The following is a 16,736-nucleotide window of genomic DNA, read 5'->3' on the forward strand; positions in this document are numbered from 1 at the left end:
ACGATTGTCAAAAACCCAGGTGAGGAGCCCGGGGACCGCACCGTGAACGGGGAACCGATTTGAAAGGGGGGGTGCGGGCGCCGGTAACCTGGAGCCTTCGCCGTTCGTCCTCGTAATGAAGAGAGCACCGTGGCCGCCGACAAGATCGAAACCATCGTCAGCCTGAGCAAGCGCCGTGGCTTCGTTTTCCCGTGCAGTGACATCTACGGCGGCTCCAGGGCTGCCTGGGACTACGGTCCGCTGGGTGTCGAACTCAAGGAGAACATCAAGCGCCAGTGGTGGAAGGCCATGGTCACCGGGCGCGAGGACGTCGTCGGCCTCGACTCTTCCGTGATCCTGGCCCCCGAGGTCTGGGTGGCCTCCGGCCACGTCGCGACCTTCTCGGACCCGCTGACCGAGTGCACCTCCTGTCACAAGCGCCACCGCGCCGACCACCTGGAGGAGGCCTACGAGGCCAAGCACGGCCGCCTCCCCGCCAACGGCCTCGCCGACATCAACTGCCCCAACTGCGGTGTGAAGGGCCAGTTCACCGAGCCGAAGCAGTTCTCCGGCATGCTGGAGACCCACCTCGGCCCGACCCAGGACACCGGCTCCAAGGCGTACCTGCGCCCCGAGACCGCTCAGGGCATCTTCACCAACTTCGCCCACGTGCAGACCACCGCGCGCAAGAAGCCCCCGTTCGGCATCGCGCAGATGGGCAAGTCGTTCCGCAACGAGATCACGCCGGGCAACTTCATCTTCCGCACGCGCGAGTTCGAGCAGATGGAGATGGAGTTCTTCGTCAAGCCGGGCGAGGACGAGCAGTGGCAGGAGTACTGGATGCAGGAGCGGTGGAACTGGTACCGCGACCTCGGCATCCGCGAGGAGAACATCCGCTGGTACGAGCACCCGAAGGAGAAGCTGTCCCACTACTCGAAGCGCACCGCCGACATCGAGTACCGCTTCAACTTCGGTGGCAGTGAGTTCTCCGAGCTCGAAGGCGTCGCCAACCGCACGGACTTCGACCTCAAGGCCCACTCCGCCGCCTCCGGCCAGGACCTCGTGTACTTCGACCAGGAGACCAAGGAGAAGTACACCCCGTACGTCATCGAGCCGGCGGCCGGTGTGAACCGCGCGATGCTCGCCTTCATGCTCGACGCGTACGTCGAGGACGAGGCCCCGAACGCCAAGGGCGTCATGGAGAAGCGCACCGTGATGCGCTTCGACCCGCGCCTGGCCCCGATCAAGGTCGCCGTCCTGCCGCTGTCCCGCAACGCGCAGCTGTCGCCGAAGGCCAAGGGCCTCGCCGCCGACCTGCGCAAGTTCTGGAACATCGAGTTCGACGACGCGGGCGCCATCGGCCGCCGCTACCGCCGCCAGGACGAGATCGGTACGCCGTTCTGCGTCACCGTCGACTTCGACACCCTGGACGACAACGCGGTGACCGTGCGCGAGCGCGACACCATGAAGCAGGAGCGCGTCTCCCTGGACCAGATCCAGAGCTACCTCGGCAGCCGCCTGCTCGGCTGCTAGCTCCCTGCCCCGCAGCGGGGTGAAACGGCCGGTGGCCCGGTGCGCGTCACGCGCACCGGGCCACCGTCGTTTCCGCCTCGCTCAGGCCTGCGCCTGCGCCTCGGCCCGGGCGCGGGCCTCGGCTTGGGCGCGGGCCTCGGCCTCGGCCGCCTCGGCGGCGCGCCGCTCGCCGGCCGCCTGCGAGCGCTTCGCATAGCGCGCGGTCCACAGGGCCAGCAGGCCCAGCGTCCCGTAGATCAGGACCGGGCTGACGACCACCATGGTGTCGGTGGGCAGCAGGTACGCCAGGACGACCCGTACCGCGGCCTCCGCGAGGTAGGCCACGCCCCACACCGTGGTCATGACGGTCATCGTGCGGCGGAAGCCGTCGAACTGCCACAGGCCGTTCCACCAGGCGGTGCTCTCGGGAGTGCCGTCGGTGGCGAACTTGCGGCCGAAGTAGAACATCAGCGGCCGCGGCGCGAGCAGGGTGGCGAGGCAGAGCGCCCCGAACAGCCCGGTCACCCCGGAGTCCTTGATCAGCAGCGCGCGCGCCGAGTGCGCGCCGACGAGCGAGACGACCGCCGTGATCACCAGGAACACCAGGGTGACGATGGCGAATTCGTCCAGCTTGCGGCGCCAGGCCAGGCTGATCGCACTGTCGAGCACCGGCCATGCGCCGCTGACCAGCAGGGCGCCGAACTCACTCCAGCCGTGGTCGTGCAGCTGGTTGTACGTGATGATCGGCGCGACCACGTTGAGGCCGATGGTCAGAATCCAGCCGAGAGCGGCGGCGCCGCCCGAACGGGCCGGAGGCTTGGGCTGCGTCGCCTGCGTTGGTTGAGCGGACAAGGTTCCCCCTGGAACGTGCCTGATGAAGCCTGGTACGGGGAACCTATGGAGTGTGACGGGGCACGGACAAGGCTGGCCGGTTCCAAATGATCATCAAGTCGTCCGGAGTGGCTCGTTCCGGACGTTCTTTGCCCGTCAGGCGCGCAGGCCCCTGATCACCAGCGCGGTGACCGCCTCGAACTCCGTGACGATCGTGGGCTTGAGCCACTCCGCCGCGTACTGCGGATCATGGAAACGGCCGGTGGCGTCGAACACCGCCCGGGCGGCGGCCGGTACGTCGGACGCACTGAGCGAACCCTCCTCGACCCCCTCGGCGATGATCCGGCCCAGCTGCTCGATCAGCTGGTTCAGATGCTGGTCCACCACGTCGCTGTTCTCGGCGAGCAGCACCGTGTACGTCGCGAACAGCTCCGGGTCGTCGCCCGCCTTGTGCCGCTTGGCCTCGAACAGCGCCTCCAGCCAGGCCTCCAGCTTCGAGGGAGCGGTGCCCTCGGGGGCCGAGGCGATCTTGTCCAGGCGGACGACGCTCTTGGCGAGCCAGCGGTCCGTGACGGCCTCGCGCAGCGCCGCCTTCGACGGGAAGTGCCGGTACACGCTGCCGTGGCTGACGCCCAGGGCTCGGGCCACGTCCACCACGGTGGCCTTGGTGGGGCCGAAGCGGCGCAGTACCTCCTCGGTGGTTTCGAGGATGCGCTCGGGTGTCAGGGGCTCGGCAGCGGCGGGGGACATGGGTACGACCGTACCGCCCGCTCAGTGCTCACTGTCGAGGTGGGCCATCTGCGCTTCCGGATACCGCTCGCCGGCCGCGGCTCCCGCCGGAACGGCCTCCTCGACGGCCGCCAGGTCCGCGGCCGTCAGCTCCACGGTCATGGCACCCAGTGCCTCGGCCAGTCTGTCCCGCCGGCGGGCGCCCACCAGCGGCACGATGTCCTCCCCGCGCGAGAGCACCCAGGCGATGGCGGTCTGGGCGACGCTGACGCCCTTGTCCTCCGCGACCTTGCGCAGGGCGTCGACCAAGTCGAGATTGCGCTGGAGGTTCTCCCCCTGGAAGCGCGGGCTCATCCCGCGGAAGTCGCCCGGCGCCAGCTTCCGGTCACGGCTGAAGTGCCCGCTGATCAGGCCGCGGCTCAGCACCCCGTACGCCGTGACCCCGATGCCCAGCTCGCGGGCGGTCGGCAGGATCTCCGCCTCGATGCCGCGGGAGATGAGCGAGTACTCGATCTGGAGGTCCGAGATCGGTGCCACCGCGGCGGCCCGGCGCAGGGTGTCCGCGCCGACCTCGGAGAGGCCGATGTGCCGGACGTGCCCGGCCTGGACGGCCTCGGCGATGGCCCCGACGGTCTCCTCGATCGGGACGTCCGGATCGACCCGGGCGATCCGGTAGACGTCGATGTGGTCCCGGCCCAGGCGCTGGAGCGAATAGGCCAGGAAATTCCTGACGGCCTCGGGGCGGCCGTCATAGCCGGTGAACCCGCCCTCGACGGTGCGCAGCGCGCCGAACTTCACGCTGATCAGCGCCCGCTCCGCAGCCGCGGCCGGCGCGGAGCGCAGCGCTTCGCCGATCAGCATCTCGTTGTGCCCCATGCCGTAGAAGTCGCCGGTGTCGAGCAGCGCGCTCGCGCCCTCGGGGACGGCGTCCAGATAGGCGTGGATGGTCGCGACGGACTCGGTGCGGTCGGCCTCTCCGTACAGCGCGGACATGCCCATGCAGCCCAGCCCCAGTGGGAAGACGGAAGGGCCGGTCGAGCCGAGGGCGCGGGTGTTCTGGTTCGTGGTCATGGAACAACCATGGCATGACGGGTGACAGATTTCAATATCTGTCACCCGTCAGGACGGCTACGCCGCCACACGGAGGACCAGTGCCGCCGCCGCGACCAGGGCGAGGACGGCCGCCGGGGCCAGTTCGAAGTCCTTGACGCGCAGGTGGCTGATGACCGCGCCGACGAAGTAGAGCGTCACGCCGATCGCGGCGGCCACGCCCAGCGGAGTCACCCACAGGCCTGCGACCAGGCCTGTCGCGCCCGCCGCCTTCAGGGCGGCCAGCCCCGGCAGCCAGGAGTCCGGGACCTGGACCTTCCGCATGTTCGTCACGATCGCCTCGTTCCGCCGGAGCGTGAAGGTGGCCGATGCGGCCAGGACGAGGGCGAGCAGGCCGGCGACGACGGCGTAGGCAATGAACATGAAGAGCTCCAATGATCGGTGGTGTCGAATCATTGAACAGCATCAACGATCGAAAGCCTGCAACCATTCCTCGATTGTTACGATGTCCGATATGACGGCAGCTCAGGAATCCCCGCACCCCCCGCAGCGCCTGGGCCTGCTCCTGGCCTGGCACGGCTCGATCACCGAGACGCTCATGAAGAAGGCGCTCAGCACGGCCGGACTCAGCCCGCGGCACGCGATGACGCTGATGCACCTGGAGGAAGGCCCCCTCGGCCAGCGGGCGCTCGCCGAGCGGCTGGAGGTGGATCCGAGCGTGCTGGTCGGCATCCTCAACGACCTGGAGGGCGAGGGCCTGGCCGTCCGCCGACGGGACCCGGCCGACCGCCGCCGCCACAACGTGGCCATCACCGACGCCGGATCGACCGCCCTCGCCAAGACCAACGCGGCCCTCGACGAGGTCGAACTCTCGCTCTTCTCGGCGTTCTCGCGAGCCGACCAGGAGGCGCTGCGCGCCCTGCTGGGCCGGATCGACTCGAACCCCGACCACTTCACCTGCGGGGAGTAGGGGCCCCCGGCCGCCCGCCAGCACCGCGAACCCGCCCGCCCGGGCCTCAGCCCCGCGGCGGAGCCGCCGTTCGCGAGGGCGCCGCCGCCGTGCGCTCCAGGGCGCGCGCCGTCCGCTCCGCCGTCCCCATGGCCCATCGGCCGCTGGTCGCGGCGCCCACCACGAGCGCGAGCAGTCCGCAGCCCGTGATGATCCACCAGGCCGGCCGCGTCGCCTCGATGAAACCGGCCCCGCCCGCCGTCCCCGCCGCCAGCACCGCGCCGATCACGGCCACGCCCAGCGTGCCGCCGGTCTGCCTGCTGGTCGAGGCGACCGCGGCCGCCACCCCCGCCTGGGCCCGGGGCATCCCGGAGACCGCCGTGTTGGTGATGGGCGCGTTCACCATGCCGAACCCGAGCCCGAACAGCACGTACGCGGTGAACAGCAGCGGCGTCGAGGTCTCCGCCGAGAACGCGGCGAACAGCACCCCGCTCGCCGCCATCGCCGTCCCCGCGATCAGCAGCGACGGCCGCGGCCCCCGGTTGCCGACCAGCCGGCCCGACAGCGGCGCGCACAGGAAGGTCATCAAGGCCATCGGCAGCATGTAGAGCCCGGCGTCGAGTGCGCTGAGCCCCCGTACGTCCTGCAGGTACAGGGTGTTCAGGAAGAGGAACCCGGACAGCGCGGCGAAGGCGCCGATCGCGATCACCGTCGCGCCGCTGAGGGGGGCGCTCCGGAAGAACCGCGGGTCGATCAAAGGCTCCGCCCGCCGCGGCTCGTAGACCAGCAGGCCCGTGAGCGAGGCCACGGCGAGGGCCGCGCAGCCGAAGATGACCGGGGAGTCCCAGCCCGCGCTCGGCGCCTCGATGATCCCGTACGTCACGGAGCCGAGCAGGGCCATGACCAGGAGCTGGCCCACCGGGTCCGGGCGGCGCGGGTGCGCGGCCCGCGACTCGGGGACGAACCGCAGGGTCAGCGCCAGCGCAAGCAGCCCGACCGGGAGGTTGATCCAGAAGATGGAGCGCCAGCCGACGGATTCCACCAGCAGCCCGCCGATCAGCGGGCCCACGGCCATGGATATGCCCACCACCGCGCCCCAGGCGCCGATGGCGCGGGCCCGCTCGCGCGGATCGGTGAAGGTGTTGGTGATGATCGACATGGCGACCGGGTTGAGCATCGAGCCGCCCACGGCCTGGACCATCCGGAAGGCGATCAGCCATTCCAGGGTCGGCGCCAGCGAGCAGAGCAGTGAGCCCGCCGTGAAGAGCACCAGGCCGGCGGTGAAGACCCTGCGGCGCCCGATCCGGTCCGCGGTGGACCCCGCCAGCATCAGCAGCGAGGCCAGGACCAGCGTGTACGCGTCGATCGTCCACTGCATGCCGGAGACGGAGGCGTGCAGCTCGCGGCGCATCGAGGGCAGGGCGACGTTCAGGACGGTCACGTCGAGGCTGACGATGAGCAGGCTCATGCAGCAGATCGCCAGCACCAGCATCCGCCGTCGGCGGCTCAACTCCGGCATGGTTCCGATAGTACGCCTAACTAAAGAGATGCGTGCTCCGGTCCGGCTGGGCGACAATGGGGGGATGACCACGCTCCCTCCGCCGCTCGCGATCGGCCCGCACACCGTGCAGCCCCCCGTGGTGCTCGCCCCCATGGCCGGCATCACCAACGCCCCGTTCCGCACCCTCTGCCGGGAGTTCAGCGGCGGCAAGGGGTTGTTCGTGAGCGAGATGATCACGACACGCGCCCTGGTCGAGCGCAACGAGAAGACCATGCAGCTGATCCACTTCGACGAGACCGAGAAGCCGCGCTCGATCCAGCTGTACGGAGTCGACCCGGGGACGGTCGGCAAGGCGGTCCGCATGATCGTCGAAGAGGACCGCGCCGACCACATCGACCTCAACTTCGGCTGCCCCGTCCCCAAGGTGACCCGCAAGGGCGGCGGCTCCGCCCTCCCGTACAAGCGGAACCTGCTGCGCGCGATCCTGCGCGAGGCCGTCGCGGGCGCGGGCGACCTGCCGGTCACGATGAAGATGCGCAAGGGCATCAACGACGAGCACCTCACCTACCTGGACGCCGGCCGGATCGCCGTCGAGGAGGGCGTCACCGCCATCGCCCTGCACGGGCGCACCACCGCCCAGCACTACGGCGGCACCGCGGACTGGGAGGCCATCGCGCGGCTCAAGGAGCACGTGCCGGAGATCCCCGTGCTCGGAAACGGCGACATCTGGTGCGCCGAGGACGCGCTGCGGATGGTGCGCGAGACCGGCTGCGACGGCGTGGTCGTGGGGCGCGGCTGCCTGGGCCGCCCGTGGCTGTTCAACGACCTGGTCGCGGCCTTCGAGGGGCGGCCCGAGGACTTCCACAAGCCGACGCTGCGCGAGGTCGCCGCCACCATGCACCGGCACGCCCAGTTGCTGGGGGAGTGGATCGGCGACGAGACGCGCGGGGTGATCGACTTCCGTAAGCACGTGGCCTGGTACCTCAAGGGCTTCTCGGTCGGTTCCGAGATGCGGAAGAAGCTCGCGGTCACCTCGTCGCTGGCCGAGCTGAACGCTCATCTGAGCGAGCTGGACCTGGACCAGCCGTGGCCCGAGAGCGCGGACGGCCCGCGTGGCCGGACGTCCGGAAACAACCGGGTTGTCCTCCCGGATGGCTGGCTGAAGGATCCGTACGACTGTGCGGGCGTGAGTGAGGACGCGGAACTGGACACGTCCGGGGGCTGAGAATCAGCTGACAAAGTATGCCGCCGACGGCGTGACATACGCCACGCATGGGTGGGGTTGCGCTCACATGAGCGCGAAAATCACGGGTAAGACTTTCAAAGGGTGGCACTGGGTGCCACCCTTTGTTCGTTCAAGACTTGAACGCAAATGTATCGATGATCGCTCATCCGAGCGGAAACAGGCCTCAGGAGACCCTTCCCCCTTCGGGAGGTGAACGCTCTTCGGAGGTTCTGGCTACTCGTTGGTTACTTTCGATCTGGTGGCGCACGGGTGGTTACAGCCGCATGACGACCAAGTGGACGTACCCAGAAGCCTTCGATCTGGGTATGTTCCTGGCCGTCAGGGCAGCCACCGAGTCCTCGAGGAGTCGAGACCCGTGTCGGAAAACAAAGATCAGAAGTTCGTCTACGACTTCACCGAGGGAAACCGCGACCTCAAGGACCTTCTCGGCGGCAAGGGGGCCAACCTCGCCGAGATGACCAACCTGGGTCTGCCGGTCCCTCCCGGCTTCACCATCACCACCGAGGCCTGCAAGGTCTACCTCGCCAGCGGGGAGGCACCGGCCGCGCTGCGCGACGAGGTCAGCGCCCACCTGGCTGCGCTTGAGGCGAAGATGGGCAAGAAGCTCGGCCAGTCGGACGACCCGCTGCTGGTCTCCGTGCGTTCCGGCGCCAAGTTCTCCATGCCGGGCATGATGGACACGGTCCTCAACATCGGCCTCTCCGACGAGTCCGTCGCCGGCCTCGCCGCCCAGGCCGGCAACGAGCGCTTCGCGTGGGACTCGTACCGCCGCCTCATCCAGATGTTCGGCAAGACCGTCCTCGGCGTCGACGGCGAGCTCTTCGAAGAGGCCCTCGACGAGGCCAAGGCCGCCAAGAAGGTCGCCGTCGACACCGACCTCGACGCCGCCGACCTCAAGAAGCTGGTCACCCGCTTCAAGAAGATCGTCGCCAAGCAGGCCGGCCGCGAGTTCCCGCAGGAGGCCCGCGAGCAGCTCGACCTCGCCGTCGAGGCGGTCTTCAACTCCTGGAACACCGACCGCGCCAAGCTCTACCGCCGCCAGGAGCGCATCCCGAGCGACCTGGGCACCGCGGTCAACATCTGCTCCATGGTCTTCGGCAACCTCGGCCCCGACTCCGGCACCGGCGTCGCCTTCACCCGCGACCCGGCCAGCGGCCACGCGGGCGTCTACGGCGACTACCTGCAGAACGCCCAGGGCGAGGACGTCGTCGCGGGCATCCGCAACACCGTCCCGCTGGCGGACCTGGAGTCGATCGACAAGGCGTCGTACGACCAGCTCATGACGATCATGACCACGCTGGAGACCCACTACAAGGATCTCTGCGACATCGAGTTCACGATCGAGCGCGGCCAGCTGTGGATGCTGCAGACCCGAGTCGGCAAGCGCACCGCCGGCGCCGCCTTCCGCATCGCCACCCAGCTCGTGGACCAGGGCCTCATCGACGAGGCCGAGGCCCTCCAGCGCGTCAACGGCGCCCAGCTCGCGCAGCTGATGTTCCCGCGCTTCGACGAGGGCGCCAGCACCGAGCTGCTCGGCCGCGGCATCGCCGCCTCCCCGGGCGCGGCCGTCGGCAAGGCCGTCTTCGACTCGTACACGGCCGTCAAGTGGTCGCGCTCCGGCGAGAAGGTCATCCTGATCCGCCGCGAGACCAACCCGGACGACCTGGACGGCATGATCGCCGCCGAGGGCATCCTGACCTCGCGCGGCGGCAAGACCTCGCACGCCGCTGTCGTCGCCCGCGGCATGGGCAAGACCTGCGTCTGCGGTGCCGAGGACCTCGAAGTCGACACCAAGCGCCGCCGCATGACGGTCGGCGGCAAGGTGATCGAGGAGGGCGACGTCGTCTCCATCGACGGCTCCACCGGCAAGGTCTACCTCGGCGAGGTACCCGTCGTACCCTCCCCGGTCGTCGAGTACTTCGAGGGCCGCATGCACGCCGGCGCCGACGACGCCGACGAGCTCGTCCAGGCCGTCCACCGGATCATGGCCTACGCGGACCGCGTCCGCCGGCTGCGGGTGCGCGCCAACGCCGACAACGCCGAGGACGCGCTGCGCGCCCGCCGCTTCGGCGCCCAGGGCATCGGCCTGTGCCGCACCGAGCACATGTTCCTCGGCGAGCGCCGCGAGCTGGTGGAGCACCTGATCCTCGCGGACACCGACAAGGAGCGCGAGGAGGCACTGAGTGCCCTCCTGCCGCTCCAGAAGAAGGACTTCGTCGAGCTGTTCGAGGCGATGGACGGGCTGCCCGTCACCGTCCGCCTCCTCGACCCGCCGCTGCACGAGTTCCTGCCCGACATCACCGAGCTGTCGGTGCGCGTCGCCCTCGCCGAGGCCCGCAAGGACGCCAACGAGAACGACCTGCGCCTGCTCCAGGCCGTGCACAAGCTGCACGAGCAGAACCCGATGCTGGGTCTGCGCGGTGTCCGCCTCGGCCTGGTCATCCCCGGCCTGTTCGCCATGCAGGTCCGGGCGATCGCCGAGGCCGCGGCCGAGCGCAAGAACGCCAAGGGCGACCCGCGCGCCGAGATCATGGTCCCGCTCGTGGGCACCGTCCAGGAGCTGGAGATCGTCCGCGAGGAGGCCGACGCGGTCATCGCCGAGGTCGAGGCCGCCACCGGCACCAGCCTCAAGCTCTCCATCGGCACCATGATCGAGCTGCCCCGCGCCGCCCTCACGGCCGGGCAGATCGCCGAGGCCGCGCAGTTCTTCTCCTTCGGTACGAACGACCTGACCCAGACGGTGTGGGGCTTCTCCCGCGACGACGTCGAGGCCAGCTTCTTCACCGCGTACCTGGAGAAGGGCATCTTCGGGGTCTCGCCGTTCGAGACCATCGACAAGGACGGCGTCGGCGCGCTGGTCCGCAGCGCGGCCCAGGCCGGCCGGGAGACCCGCCCCGACCTCAAGCTCGGCGTCTGCGGCGAGCACGGCGGCGACCCCGAGTCCGTCCACTTCTTCCACGAGGTCGGCCTCGACTACGTCTCCTGCTCGCCGTTCCGGATCCCGGTGGCGCGCCTGGAGGCCGGCCGTGCCGCCGCCGAGTCGAAGGGCAGCGACAGCCGCTGAGCACCTCCTGGCCCTGACAGGGCCCGCTGACTGCGCGTCCGCCCCCGGGTTCCCTGACCCCCGAGGGCGGACGCGCATCTTTTTTGTTGTTCAACAAATCTTTACGCCAGCAGGCGGTGGACGGATCCCCACCCGTCCACCGCCTGCCGGCAATCTGCCAGGCACGTCGGCGCTTCCCGGTGCGACCGACCGCCAGGCCCCGCAAAGCCCCCCACGGCCTTCACGGAGCGTTTCGGTCGCATCGGAGTGTGCCTGGCGGAGTACAGGATTTCGGTTGTCACGCCCCTGCCGAAAGGGGTTTCAACTGTGGCTGAAAGGGCGTGGTGACGTCGTGTGACGGCATGCATACTCATGGGGCGGGGGGATTGCGGTTGCACAGGTGGGGGTTCGGTGCTGCGTATCCATTTCACTGGAGTGGACCTGGCACGCGTACGGATGGCAGGGCGTCCCGATGCGTTGTGGGAAACGATTCTGAGTTTTCACCGCTTAAGAGACCGGCGTGATGCGCGGCTCTTCGGTGAATGGCGTACGGAAACCCGGAGCAGGTTGAATAGTGAAACACGTTTGCTCGGTGCGCTCATACCGAGTCGTGGTTATTTTCCCGATTTCCTGACCCCTGTGGAGGGGCAGTACGGGTGGGACGTGGGACTCGACGCGTTGCGCGGGATCCGCCCCGAACGGATGCGGCGCGAGCTGGCGCTGCTGGGCGCGGGCACGGGCGTCGGGGCCGCGTTCGGCATGCCCTCGGCCGTCAGCGGGGGCGCCGACGCATCCGTCCCGCGGCGGCTGCGGGACTTCATGGAAGGCGGCACCAAACACCTCCCCAGGCTGCTCGGAGAGCTGCGCGGCTACCACCGGGCGGCCGTGGAGCCGTACTGGACGCACATCCAGGCCCAGATCGAGGCCGAGCGGGCCGCACGCGGCCGCGCCCTGCTCGACGGGGGCGCGGACGAGCTGCTGGCCTCGCTGCCGCCGATGCTGCGCTGGAGGGCGCCGGTCCTGGAGTGCGACTACCCGGTGGACCGCGACGTACGGCTGCGGGGGCGCGGGCTGCTGCTCCAGCCGTCGTTCTTCTGCCGGCGCACCGCCGTGACCCTGCACGACCCGGAGCTCCCGCCGGTGCTGGTGTACCCGGCCGCCGCGCAGCTGGCCTCGGCGTCGGCGACGGGTGAATCGATTCGGCCCCTGGAGGAGCAGCGCCAGCGCACGCTCGGCAAGCTCGTCGGGCACACCCGCTCGGTGGTGCTGCGGGCCATCGGCGACGGGGCCACCACCAGCGAGCTGGCCCGCCGGGCCGGGGTCTCGCTGGCCTCCGCGAGCCAGCACGCCTGCGTGATGCGCGAGGCGGGCCTGGTCACCACCCTGCGCCGGGGCAACGCCGTCCTGCACACGGTGACCCCGCTGGGGGCCGCGCTGCTCAAGGGCGGAGCGGTGGCCTCCTAGAGGGGGCCCGCCGGCTCCTGGCCGGACCGCCGCGCGCCCCGGACCCGGGATCACGGTCCGGGGCGCGCCGCCACCGGCCGCCCCGCGAACCGCACGAAGTGACGAACGGCGGGACTTTCCACCCTGGCACGCCCCCCGCGTGCGCCAAGATGGTGAAGCCATGAACCAGTTCGCCGCGGACAACGACATCTCCGGCCGCGCCGACCTCACCGTCGTGCTGCGCCGCTTCTACACCGCCGCCTTCGCCGACCGGCGGATCGGTCCGTTCTTCACCGAGATCGCCGGCACGGACCTGGAGGTCCACCTGCCGCGCATCACGGACTTCTGGGAGCGGGCCCTGTTCCGAACGGCCGGTTACGGACGCGACGCCTTCGGCCCGCACGCCGCCCTGCACGCGGCGCGCGCGATGACCGCCGAGGACTTCGGGCGCTGGGTGCAGCTGTGGAACGCCGCCGTCGACGGCCTGCACCGCGGGCCGAACGCGGAGCGTGCCAAGGCGACGGGCGAGCGGATCGCCCTGGCCCTGCACCAGCGCCTGGCCGGCGCCGACCCGGCGCTCCTGCTGCGCCCCGGCAGCCAGGGCTTCGTCCCGTTGGCCGCCCTGGAGCTCCGTACCACGGCCTGACCTGGTCGGATGGCCCGCCGGGCGGTGCGCGGAAAAATCTCCGCGGGAGCGATGAGTTTTTCCGGAGCCCCAGGTCTACCCCTCGAAAGCGCACACGAGACGCACACGCGACGCACATGCGAGAGAAGCATGTGAGAGAAGAGGGACCGAGATGGCCACCATGATCTTCGTCAACCTGCCGGTCAAGGACATCGAGGCCGCCAAGGCGTTCTGGGTCGAGCTCGGCTACTCCTTCAACCCCCAGTTCAGCGACGACAAGACCGGCTGCCTCGTCATCAGCGACACGATCTTCGCGATGCTCATGACCGAGGCCCGCTTCAGGGACTTCGCCACCAAGGAGGTCGCGGACGCCACCAAGACCACCGAGGTCATGCTGGCCCTGAGCGCGGACAGCCGGGACCAGGTCGACCAGGTGCTCGGCGCCGCCCTCGCCGCGGGCGCCACCGAACCCCGTCCGGCCCAGGACCTCGGCTTCATGTACGGCCGGGCCTTCGAGGACCTGGACGGCCACGTCTGGGAGTACGTCTGGATGGACCCGGCGGCCGTCCAGGGCTGATGCCCCGCTACACCACCGCCGCCGACGTCACGGCGGTCCGCACCGGGTAGGTCCGGACCGCCGCCCCCTCGTCGTCCAGGCAGCGCCCCGACAGGAGGTCGAAGCGCTGCTTGAGCAGCGGCGAGGCCACGAAGGGCCGGCCCCCGGCGCACCCGACCAGCCCCCGCGAGAGCACGGCCGCCCCGGTGAACGGATCCCGGTTGTCGATGGCGTACGTGCGCCCCGACCGGTCGACGAACACCGCCGCCTGGCCCCCGTCGGGCAGCAGGACCGCCACCCCGCGCCCGGGGGTCAGTTCGGACAGCTCGCACACCGTCAGCCAGCCCTCGGGCACGTGCAGTTCCACGGTCATCGGGTACCTCCCACGGCCTCCAGCGGCCGGATGTCGAGAAGGGTCAGGTCGGGCTTGACCTGGTCGCGTTCGGGCACGAACTTCACGGTCGGGTCGGGGGCTCCGGGCGCGTTCACGAAGGACACGAACCGGCGCAGCCGCTCCGGGTCCTGGAGGGTCTCGGCCCATTCGTCCCGGTAGTGGGCCACGTGGTCGGCCATCAGCGCCTCCAGCTCCGCGCACAGGCCGAGCGAGTCGTGCACGATCACGTCCCGCAGGTGGTCCAGGCCGCCCTCCAGCCGCTCCAGCCAGGTGGAGGTGCGCTCCAGGCGGCCCGCCGTGCGGATGTAGAACATCAGGAACCGGTCGATGAGCCGTACCAGTTCGGCGTCCGACAGGTCCTGTGCCAGCAGATCGGCGTGGCGCGGAGTGGCCCCGCCGTTCCCGCCGACGTACAGGTTCCAGCCGTGCGCCGTGGCGATCACCCCGAAGTCCTTGCTCTGTGCCTCCGCGCACTCGCGCGCGCAGCCCGAGACCGCCGACTTGAGCTTGTGCGGGGCGCGCAGGCCCCGGTAGCGCAGCTCCAGGTCGATGGCCATCCGTACGGAGTCCTGGACCCCGTACCGGCACCAGGTCTGCCCCACGCAGGACTTCACCGTGCGCAGCGCCTTCCCGTACGCGTGCCCGGACTCGAATCCGGCCTCCACGAGCCGGGCCCAGATCCGCGGGAGCTGGTCCACGCCGGCTCCGAAGAGGTCGATGCGCTGACCGCCGGTGATCTTCGTGTAGAGCCCGAAGTCGCGGGCCACCTCGCCGATCACGATGAGCTTGTCGGGGGTGATCTCGCCGCCGGGGATGCGCGGGACGACCGAGTAGGAGCCGTTGCGCTGGAGGTTCGCGAGGAAGTGGTCGTTGGTGTCCTGCAGGGCGGCCTGCGCCCCGTCGAGGACGTAGCCGCTCGCGCCGAGGGTGGGGGCGAGCGAGGCGATGATCGAGCCGACGGCCGGCTTGCAGACCTCGCAGCCGTCGCCGCCGCGCGCCGTTTCCCGGCCGTGTCCGTCGAGGAGCTGCTCGTACGAGGTCAGCCGGCGGGTCCGGACGATCTCGTAGAGCTCGGCCCGGGTGAAGGGGAAGCAGCCGCACAGCCCCGTGTCCGCGGCCGCGGGCAGCAGCCGGCCGATCGTCTTGAGGCAGCTGCCGCAGCCGGTGCCCGCCCTGGTGCACCGCTTGACCTCGGGGAGGGTCGCGCAGGCGGTGATCGCCTCCTTCGTGACGTTGTGGCAGGAGCAGATCACCGCCGAGTCGGGCAGTGCCGAGGGGCCGAGCGCGACGGGCGCGCCGAGACCGGCGGGCAGGACGAGCCGGTCGGGGCCGACCGGCGGGACGCTGCCGGTGAGCGGGCGCAGCAGGCCGTACGCCTCGGCGTCGCCGACCAGGACCCCGCCGAGGAGGACCCCGTCGGGGGAGACGACCAGCTTCTTGTAGATCCCGGAGCGGGAGTCGGAGTAGACGACGTCGAGGCTGCCGGGGGCCGTGCCGTGGGCGTCGCCGAAGGAGGCCACGTCCACACCGAGCAGCTTGAGCTTCGTGGACAGGTCGGCTCCGGTGAACTCCTTGGCCCGGCCCAGGAGGTCCTCGGCGGCCGTCTCGGCCATCTCGTAGCCGGGGCCGACCAGCCCGTACACCCGGCCGTCGACGGCCAGCGCGCACTCGCCGATCGCGTAGACGCGCGGGTCGGAGGTGCGGCACCGGGCGTCGACGCCGATGCCGCCGCGCTCGCCGACGGTCAGGCCCGAGGCGCGGGCGAGCTGGTCGCGGGGGCGGACCCCGGCGGAGAAGACGACGAGGTCGGTGTCGACGGTGGAGCCGTCGGAGAGCCGCATGCCGGTGACGGAGCCGTCCGCTCCGGTCAGCACCTCCTGGGTGCCGACGCCGGTGTGGACGGTCAGCCCCATCGACTCGACGGTGCGCAGCAGGGCCGCGCCGCCGCCCTCGTCGACCTGGACGGGCATCAGGCGCGGGGCGAACTCCACGACGCGGGTGTCGAGGCCGAGCCCCTTGAGGGCGCCGGCCGCCTCCAGCCCGAGGAGCCCGCCGCCCACGACGGCGCCGCTGGTACGGGTCCGGGCGTACTCCTCGATCGCGAGCAGGTCCTCGATGGTGCGGTAGACGAAGCAGCCGGGGGCGTCCCTGCCGGGAACGGGCGGCACGAAGGGGTGGCTGCCGGTCGCGAGGACCAGCACGTCGTACGGGAACACCCGCCCGGAGCGGGAGGTGACGGTACGGGCGTCGCGGTCGACGGTCTCGGCGGGGTCCGCGAGGTGCAGCTCGATCCCGTGCTGCTCCATGAAGCCGGCCGGGGTGAGGGAGAGGTCCTCGGGGGTGCTGCCGGAGAAGTACGAGGTGAGGTGGACGCGGTCGTACGCGGGCCGGGGCTCCTCGCAGAGCACGGTGATCCGGTGCGTGGCGGTGGCGCCGCGCTCGGCGAGGGCCTCCAGGTAGCGCTGGCCGACCATGCCGTGGCCGATGAGCACGATGGCGGGGGTGGGCGTGGGCGTGGCTGCGGCCATGATCAGGAGCCTCCGTCGTCGGTGAGCAGGTGGAACAGGTCGGTCAGGGTCTCGGCGTCCTGCCAGCTGCGGGCGGGGGCGCCCACGGTGGTGAGTTCGCCGAGGACGGTCACCTCCGTCTCCGTCTCCGTCTCCGCGGTGGTGTCCGCGCCCGGCCGCGCGGCGAGCAGCAGGGCCCGCGAGGCCGCCGCCGTCACCACCACGCGCTGCCGTTCCGAGGTCATGGCACGAGCGTGCGCGTCCGCTGTTTCCCCGCCGCATCGCCGCTGTTACCCGGACGGAACGCGCACCTCAGCGCCCGGGTTAAGGGTCGGTGAGGCGTCCCTCAAGGGCGGCTTAAGGAACGGTTC

At 70.5% G+C, this 16,736-nt stretch carries 15 protein-coding genes; 7 read left to right on the forward strand and 8 right to left on the reverse strand.

All coding sequences use genetic code 11. The annotated features are described in order from the left end of the window. Positions 1–129: 129 nt before the first annotated feature. Positions 130–1,512: a glycine--tRNA ligase gene (locus CP980_RS22570; RefSeq protein ID WP_099892510.1), complete on the forward strand. Its 1,383-nt coding sequence runs from the start codon at positions 130–132 to the stop codon at positions 1,510–1,512. An 81-nt stretch (positions 1,513–1,593) separates the two neighbouring features. On the opposite strand, the gene CP980_RS22575 is transcribed toward CP980_RS22570, so the two are convergent. The 4 genes from CP980_RS22575 to CP980_RS22590 all read right to left on the reverse strand — a co-directional run bounded on the left by CP980_RS22575 (position 1,594) and on the right by CP980_RS22590 (position 4,524). Then, the gene (locus CP980_RS22575; RefSeq protein ID WP_132755344.1) at positions 1,594–2,343 is read right to left on the reverse strand and encodes a VC0807 family protein; all 750 of its coding nucleotides are present in this window, start codon (positions 2,341–2,343) and stop codon (positions 1,594–1,596) included. Positions 2,344–2,478: 135 nt separating this feature from the next. After that, positions 2,479–3,072, reverse strand: a complete 594-nt coding sequence (locus CP980_RS22580; protein ID WP_150528941.1) for a TetR/AcrR family transcriptional regulator — start codon at positions 3,070–3,072, stop codon at positions 2,479–2,481. 21 nt (positions 3,073–3,093) lie between these two features. Next, positions 3,094–4,122 carry an aldo/keto reductase gene (locus tag CP980_RS22585; protein ID WP_150528942.1) on the reverse strand — a complete coding sequence of 343 codons (1,029 nt, stop codon included), beginning with the start codon at positions 4,120–4,122 and terminating at the stop codon, positions 3,094–3,096. A 57-nt stretch (positions 4,123–4,179) separates the two neighbouring features. Further along, positions 4,180–4,524, reverse strand: a complete 345-nt coding sequence (locus tag CP980_RS22590) for a DoxX family protein (protein WP_150528943.1) — start codon at positions 4,522–4,524, stop codon at positions 4,180–4,182. A 91-nt stretch (positions 4,525–4,615) separates the two neighbouring features. On the opposite strand from CP980_RS22590, the gene CP980_RS22595 reads away from it, so the two are divergent. Beyond that, complete coding sequence (locus CP980_RS22595; RefSeq protein WP_229907228.1) at positions 4,616–5,071, forward strand: MarR family winged helix-turn-helix transcriptional regulator; 456 nt, start codon at positions 4,616–4,618, stop codon at positions 5,069–5,071. Positions 5,072–5,117: 46 nt separating this feature from the next. Here CP980_RS22595 and CP980_RS22600 read toward each other — a convergent pair whose 3' ends face one another. After that, on the reverse strand, positions 5,118–6,569 hold the full coding sequence (locus tag CP980_RS22600) for an MFS transporter (RefSeq protein ID WP_189998966.1): 1,452 nt from the start codon (positions 6,567–6,569) through the stop codon (positions 5,118–5,120). A gap of 64 nt (positions 6,570–6,633) precedes the next feature. On the opposite strand from CP980_RS22600, the gene dusB reads away from it, so the two are divergent. The 5 genes from dusB (at position 6,634) to CP980_RS22625 (ending at position 13,485) form a co-directional block, all read left to right on the forward strand. Further along, positions 6,634–7,776 carry a tRNA dihydrouridine synthase DusB gene (dusB, locus tag CP980_RS22605; RefSeq protein WP_132755353.1) on the forward strand — a complete coding sequence of 381 codons (1,143 nt, stop codon included), beginning with the start codon at positions 6,634–6,636 and terminating at the stop codon, positions 7,774–7,776. Positions 7,777–8,152: 376 nt separating this feature from the next. After that, complete coding sequence (gene ppdK / locus CP980_RS22610) at positions 8,153–10,861, forward strand: pyruvate, phosphate dikinase (RefSeq protein ID WP_150528945.1); 2,709 nt, start codon at positions 8,153–8,155, stop codon at positions 10,859–10,861. Positions 10,862–11,251: 390 nt separating this feature from the next. Next, the gene (locus CP980_RS22615; RefSeq protein ID WP_150528946.1) at positions 11,252–12,304 is read left to right on the forward strand and encodes an ArsR/SmtB family transcription factor; all 1,053 of its coding nucleotides are present in this window, start codon (positions 11,252–11,254) and stop codon (positions 12,302–12,304) included. 160 nt (positions 12,305–12,464) lie between these two features. Further along, positions 12,465–12,929, forward strand: a complete 465-nt coding sequence (locus CP980_RS22620) for a group III truncated hemoglobin (RefSeq protein WP_132755359.1) — start codon at positions 12,465–12,467, stop codon at positions 12,927–12,929. 151 nt (positions 12,930–13,080) lie between these two features. Beyond that, positions 13,081–13,485, forward strand: a complete 405-nt coding sequence (locus CP980_RS22625; RefSeq protein ID WP_132755361.1) for a VOC family protein — start codon at positions 13,081–13,083, stop codon at positions 13,483–13,485. A 7-nt stretch (positions 13,486–13,492) separates the two neighbouring features. Here the strand turns inward: CP980_RS22625 and nirD are convergent, their stop codons facing one another. From nirD to CP980_RS22640, 3 genes are read right to left on the reverse strand one after another with little or no spacing between them, the layout of a single operon-like run. Beyond that, on the reverse strand, positions 13,493–13,837 hold the full coding sequence (nirD, locus tag CP980_RS22630; RefSeq protein WP_150528947.1) for a nitrite reductase small subunit NirD: 345 nt from the start codon (positions 13,835–13,837) through the stop codon (positions 13,493–13,495). Further along, on the reverse strand, positions 13,834–16,386 hold the full coding sequence (gene nirB, locus CP980_RS22635; RefSeq protein WP_150528948.1) for a nitrite reductase large subunit NirB: 2,553 nt from the start codon (positions 16,384–16,386) through the stop codon (positions 13,834–13,836). The genes nirD and nirB overlap by 4 nt, the downstream gene beginning before the upstream one ends. A 2-nt stretch (positions 16,387–16,388) precedes the next feature. Further along, complete coding sequence (locus CP980_RS22640) at positions 16,389–16,610, reverse strand: hypothetical protein (protein WP_150528949.1); 222 nt, start codon at positions 16,608–16,610, stop codon at positions 16,389–16,391. Positions 16,611–16,736: the final 126 nt, after the last annotated feature.

This window comes from Streptomyces vinaceus (assembly GCF_008704935.1).
GTDB lineage: Bacteria > Actinomycetota > Actinomycetes > Streptomycetales > Streptomycetaceae > Streptomyces > Streptomyces vinaceus.